The organism is Mycobacterium sp. (assembly GCF_032162605.1).
Taxonomy (GTDB): Bacteria; Actinomycetota; Actinomycetes; order Mycobacteriales; family Mycobacteriaceae; genus Mycobacterium.
This window is the reverse complement of record NZ_JAVROT010000079.1, coordinates 1-4,710: the sequence shown is the minus strand read 5'-3', so window position 1 is coordinate 4,710 and position 4,710 is coordinate 1. Positions and strand designations below refer to the sequence as shown.

The window sequence follows — 4,710 nt, the reverse complement described above, 5'->3', positions numbered from 1 at the left end:
CTTTGGTTGTTGTTGTCTTGGTTGACCGGCTGGTGGGGTTAGCGCTCGGCGCGCTGGTAGGCGGTCACGACGGCTGCGCCGCCGAGTCCGATGTTGTGCTGCAGCGCGGCGGTGACGCCGTCGACCTGACGCTTGTCGGCGGTACCGCGCAGCTGCCAGGTCAGCTCGGCGCACTGAGCCAGCCCGGTGGCTCCTAGCGGGTGGCCCTTGGAGATCAGCCCGCCCGACGGATTGACCACCCACCGTCCGCCGTAGGTGGTGTCGCCGTTGTCGATCAGCCTGGGCGCCTCACCCTCGGCGCACAGACCCAGCGCCTCGTACAGCAGCAGCTCGTTGGTCGAGAAGCAGTCGTGCAGCTCGATGACCTGAAAGTCCTCCGGGCCGAGACCCGACTGGTCGTAAACCTGTTTGGCGGCCTGGACATTCATGTCGTAGCCGATGACGTTGGCGGCACTGCCGTCGAAGGTGCTGGCGAAGTCGGTGGTCATCGCCTGGCCGACGATCTCGACGGCCTGGGCGGCGAGCCCGTGCTCGTCGACGAACTGCTCGCTCACCACGATCGCCGCGCCGGACCCGTCCGAGGTCGGGGAACACTGCAGCTTGGTCAGAGGATCGGAGATCATCCTCGAGCCCAGGATGTCCTCCAGCGAGTACGCCTCCTGGAACTGCGCATACGGATTGTTCACCGAGTGCTCGTGGTTCTTGTAACCGATTTTTGCAAAATGCTCAGCAGTGCTTCCAAATTTCTTCATGTGTTCGCGCCCGGCCGCGCCGAACATCCACGGCGCCACGGGAAACGCGAACTCGTCGATCTCGGCGAGCGCCTTGACGTGGCGGCCCAGCGGCGACTCGCGGTCCTCGGCGCCACCGCCGAGTGAGCCCGGTTGCATCTTTTCGAAACCGAGCGCGATGACGCAGTCGGCCAGCCCGCCACGAATGGACTGCGCGGCCAGGTAGAGGGCCGTCGACCCGGTGGAGCAGTTGTTGTTCACGTTGACGATCGGGATGCCCGTCATGCCGAGTTCGTAGAGCGCACGCTGGCCCGACGTCGAGTCGCCTGAGCAGTACCCGACGTAGCCCTGCTGCACTGCGCCGTAATCGATGCCTGCGTCCGCGAGGGCCTTGGTGCCCGACTCCTTGGCCATCTGGGGGTAGTCCCAGCCTTCACGGCGGCCCGGCTTCTCGAACTTCGTCATTCCGACGCCGACGACGAAAACTCTGGTCTTGTTGGTGGCCATGGCTCATACCCTTCGCTGCATTGCGCTTGGCTTGCAACATAACAGCGGGTGGGCCACCCGAATAGATGGAGTCAAGCTCAGCTGTAGTTCAACCACCAGCCGTGCAGGTCGTCCATGTTGTCGCTCTGCACGTCAGCCAGCAACAGATCGTCGTCCTGGGTCCAGACGATGTCGGCGTTGCCCTGATAAGTGCCGCACGCGATCGAGCCGGCCACGTCGTCGGGACTGGCCTCGTAGTGCCAGGTGATCGGGGAATCGGCGCCGGCGCCGGGGCAGCGCAGGATCTCCTCGTTCTCCTGTAGCGACGAGTTGAACTGCTGGGCGAGCATGTCCTTGTTCGCGAAGATCGAGTACCGCGCCGCCGCGGGGCCGCCCGGCTGATCGGACTGGCGGCAATCGACGGTGGCCAGCGCACCCGGGGCCGGCGGAGTCGCCGCCTCGCACACGCTGGTCGGGTAACCCGGTGGGATCAGCGCCACGAGCTGAGCGTCGAATCCACCGGTGTCGCCGGGCTCGGTGGTGCGGGGCGTGGTGGTGCGCGACTTCGTCGGCTTCTCACGCTCGGTGGAAGCCTTCTTCAACGTCGTCGTGACCGGGTCCGCGTTGTCAGACCTAGTCAAGAAGAACGTGCCGATGGCGCCCAACACCAGTACCAGCACCACGCCCACCACGGCGATCGCAACCCACGGAGTCTTCTTGCCGCGCTGGGGATTCGAACCCGGCGGCGGCGGGTTCCACGGTGGCGGCCCACCGGTGTATCCGAACTGCGGTGGCGGTGGTGGCGTCGCAGTGAAGGCGCCCGGCGTCGCACCGAACGGAACTGACGGCGGAGTCACCCCGTAGGGCGGCGCCGCTCCGAACGGCGGGGCGTAGGAGGGAGGTGGTGGCGTCGCCGCGGCAATCGTGGCCCCGGCGGCCAGCGGCACACCTTCCGGCATCGTCGCGGCCTCGCCGCGCTGCAGGATGGTCGCCGCCTGGTCCTGGTCGCGGGGGGTGAGCGCGTCGGTGGCCGCCGTCGCCAGATCGCCTGCGGTGGCGAAGCGTTCGTCGGGCTTCTTCGCCATGCCGCGGGCGATCACCTGATCGAAGGCGTCCGGAATGCCCGGCCTTTCGACACTGGGCCGGGGGATCGGCTGCATCAGATGTGCCGTGATGACCGCGCTCACGCTGTCGCCGCCATAGGGCTGCGAGCCCGCAAGGCACTCGTAGAGCACGCACGCGAGCGCGTAGATGTCCGCGCGGTAGGTGACCTCGTCGCCTGAGAACCGTTCGGGCGCCATGTAGGCGTATGTGCCGACCGCGGTGCCCAACTCGGTCAGCTTCTCGTCGGTGGCCGCGTTGGCGATGCCGAAGTCGACCAGGTAAGCGAAGTCGTCCCGCGTGATGAGGATGTTCTCGGGCTTGACGTCGCGGTGCATGATGCCGTTCTCGTGGGCCGCGTCGATCGCCGAGGCCACCTGGCGCACGATGGCCACCGCCCGTGCAGGAGTCATCGGGCCGAAGTTCTTCAGGACCTTGCGCAGATCCGAGCCGTTGATCATGCGCATGTCGACGTAGAGCACCCCGTCGACCTCGCCGTAGTCGTGGATGGGCACGACGTGCGGTTCTTGCAGGCGCCCGGCCGAATGCGCCTCGCGCTGCAGCCGTTTGCGGAACACCGAGTCGTGCGACACGCCCTCGGGCAGCAGTTTGAGCGCGACGATGCGGTCCTTGACGGTGTCCTCCGCCTCGTAGACCTCGCCCATGCCGCCCTTGCCGATCAGTCGCAGTAGGCGGTAATGGCCAAACATCGTGCCCTCGCGCGACTTGGGCTCGGTCATCCGCTGTCCCCCCATACCGCAAACTTGGCCACCTGCCTGGCGTGCCAGCAGCCACCCTAATGCCTGGTCGCGGTGCCTACCAGCGAAATCTACGTTGAACCGCGACTGTCATTGAGGCGAACGGTCGGCGGATCTCGAAGGTGAACTCGTGCCCGGCCGAGGATGCCGAAGTCGAAGACGATCCCGTTGATTGTGCAGTCCAGCGATGCCGCGTGGTGTACATCTGAGTAGAACGTGTTCTAGTTTTCGCGCCGAGAGGAGTGACGGGTGACGTTGCGAGTGGTGCAGTGGGCGACGGGCGGAGTCGGCATCGCCGCGATCAAGGGTGTGGTCGAACACCCCGACCTCGAATTGGCCGGGTGTTGGGTGCACTCGGAAGCCAAGAGCGGCAAGGACGTCGGCGAGATCGTGGGTGTCGGGCCGTTGGGGGTCACCGCCACCAACGACGTCGAGGCGATCCTCGCTCTGGACGCCGACGCCGTCATCTACTCGCCGTTGATGCCCAACCCCGACGAGGTCGTGGCGCTGCTGCGGTCCGGCAAGAACGTCGTCACGCCCGTGGGCTGGTTCTACCCGGGGGAGAAGGAGGCGGGGCCGATGCGTGCCGCCGCACTGGAGGGTGGTGTCACCCTGCACGGGACCGGCATCGCGCCCGGCGGCATCAGCGAGAAATTTCCGCTGCTGTTCTCGATCATGTCGACCGGCGTGACATTCGTTCGGGCCGAGGAGTTCTCGGATCTGCGGACCTACGACGCGCCCGACGTCCTGCGCTACGTGATGGGCTTCGGCGACACCCCCGAGAAGGCGCTGACCGGTCCGATGCAGAAGCTGCTCGACGGCGGCTTCATCCAGTCGGTCCGGATGTGCGTCGACGAGATGGGCTTCAACGCAGACCCGCAGATCCGTGCCACCCAGGAGATCTCGGTCGCGACGGCACCCATCGACACTCCGATGGGCGCCATCCAGCCCGGACAGGTGGCCGGGCGCAAGTTCCACTGGGAGGCGCTCGTCGGCGACGAGGTCGTCGTCCGCGTCACCGTCAACTGGTTCATGGGGCAGGAGAACCTCGACCCCGCATGGACGTTCGGGCCGGCGGGCGAACGGTACGAGATGGAGGTGAAGGGCAACCCCGACTTCACCGTCACCATCAAGGGCTTTCAGCCCGAGAGCGTCGCGGAGGGGCTGGAGAGCAACAACGGGATCGTGGCGACCGCCGCGCACTGCGTGAACTCGGTCCCGGCGGTGTGTGCCGCCGAACCGGGTATCGCCACGTACCTCGACCTGCCGTTGATCAGCGGCAAGGCGGCGCCACGCCTCCGGTGAAACCGGTCGTGCGAGCGTCCCGCCGAGCGTGATGCCACTGCGAAGAATGCGCGAAATTCTCGCAGTGGCGGCACGCTCGGCGCAGCAGTGGGTGCGGAGAGCTCACCGCGACCTGTCCTTCGCGCAAGCGCTCATCACCGCCTCTGTTCTTCGCGCAAGCGCTCATCACCGCGGCAGGAGGCCCCCGTCGACGGTGATCACCTTGTCCGTGAGGTAGCCGGTACGCAGCATGGTGACGGCCATGTCGGCCATCTCCTCGGGCCTGCCGATGCGACCGACCGGGATCGGTACCGGAGGCGTGCCCGTCTCGAGGTCCGCGGGAAACATCT

At 66.6% G+C, this 4,710-nt stretch carries 3 protein-coding genes; 1 reads left to right on the top strand and 2 read right to left on the bottom strand.

Annotated elements, in window-relative coordinates; genetic code table 11:
- Positions 1-38: 38 nt before the first annotated feature.
- Together QOI01_RS04385 and QOI01_RS04380 are read right to left on the bottom strand one after the other, a co-directional pair.
- Positions 39-1,238 (bottom strand): thiolase family protein, encoded by a 1,200-nt coding sequence (locus tag QOI01_RS04385; RefSeq protein ID WP_526378953.1) that lies wholly within the window; start codon positions 1,236-1,238, stop codon positions 39-41.
- A 77-nt stretch (positions 1,239-1,315) separates the two neighbouring features.
- Positions 1,316-3,058 carry a serine/threonine-protein kinase gene (locus QOI01_RS04380; RefSeq protein ID WP_526378951.1) on the bottom strand — a complete coding sequence of 581 codons (1,743 nt, stop codon included), beginning with the start codon at positions 3,056-3,058 and terminating at the stop codon, positions 1,316-1,318.
- 267 nt (positions 3,059-3,325) lie between these two features.
- Here QOI01_RS04380 and QOI01_RS04375 point away from each other — a divergent pair, with 267 nt between their 5' ends.
- A complete protein-coding gene (locus tag QOI01_RS04375) occupies positions 3,326-4,381 on the top strand; it encodes an NAD(P)H-dependent amine dehydrogenase family protein (protein ID WP_526378949.1) in 1,056 nt (351 codons plus the stop codon).
- The last annotated feature ends 329 nt before the right edge of the window (positions 4,382-4,710 follow it).

Bases quoted from the DNA above. Each gene is read 5' to 3' on its own strand.
- QOI01_RS04385 (WP_526378953.1), bottom strand. From the start codon at position 1,238: ATGGCCACCAACAAGACCAGAGTTTTCGTCGTCGGCGTCGGAATGACG.
- QOI01_RS04380 (WP_526378951.1), bottom strand. From the start codon at position 3,058: ATGACCGAGCCCAAGTCGCGCGAGGGCACGATGTTTGGCCATTACCGC.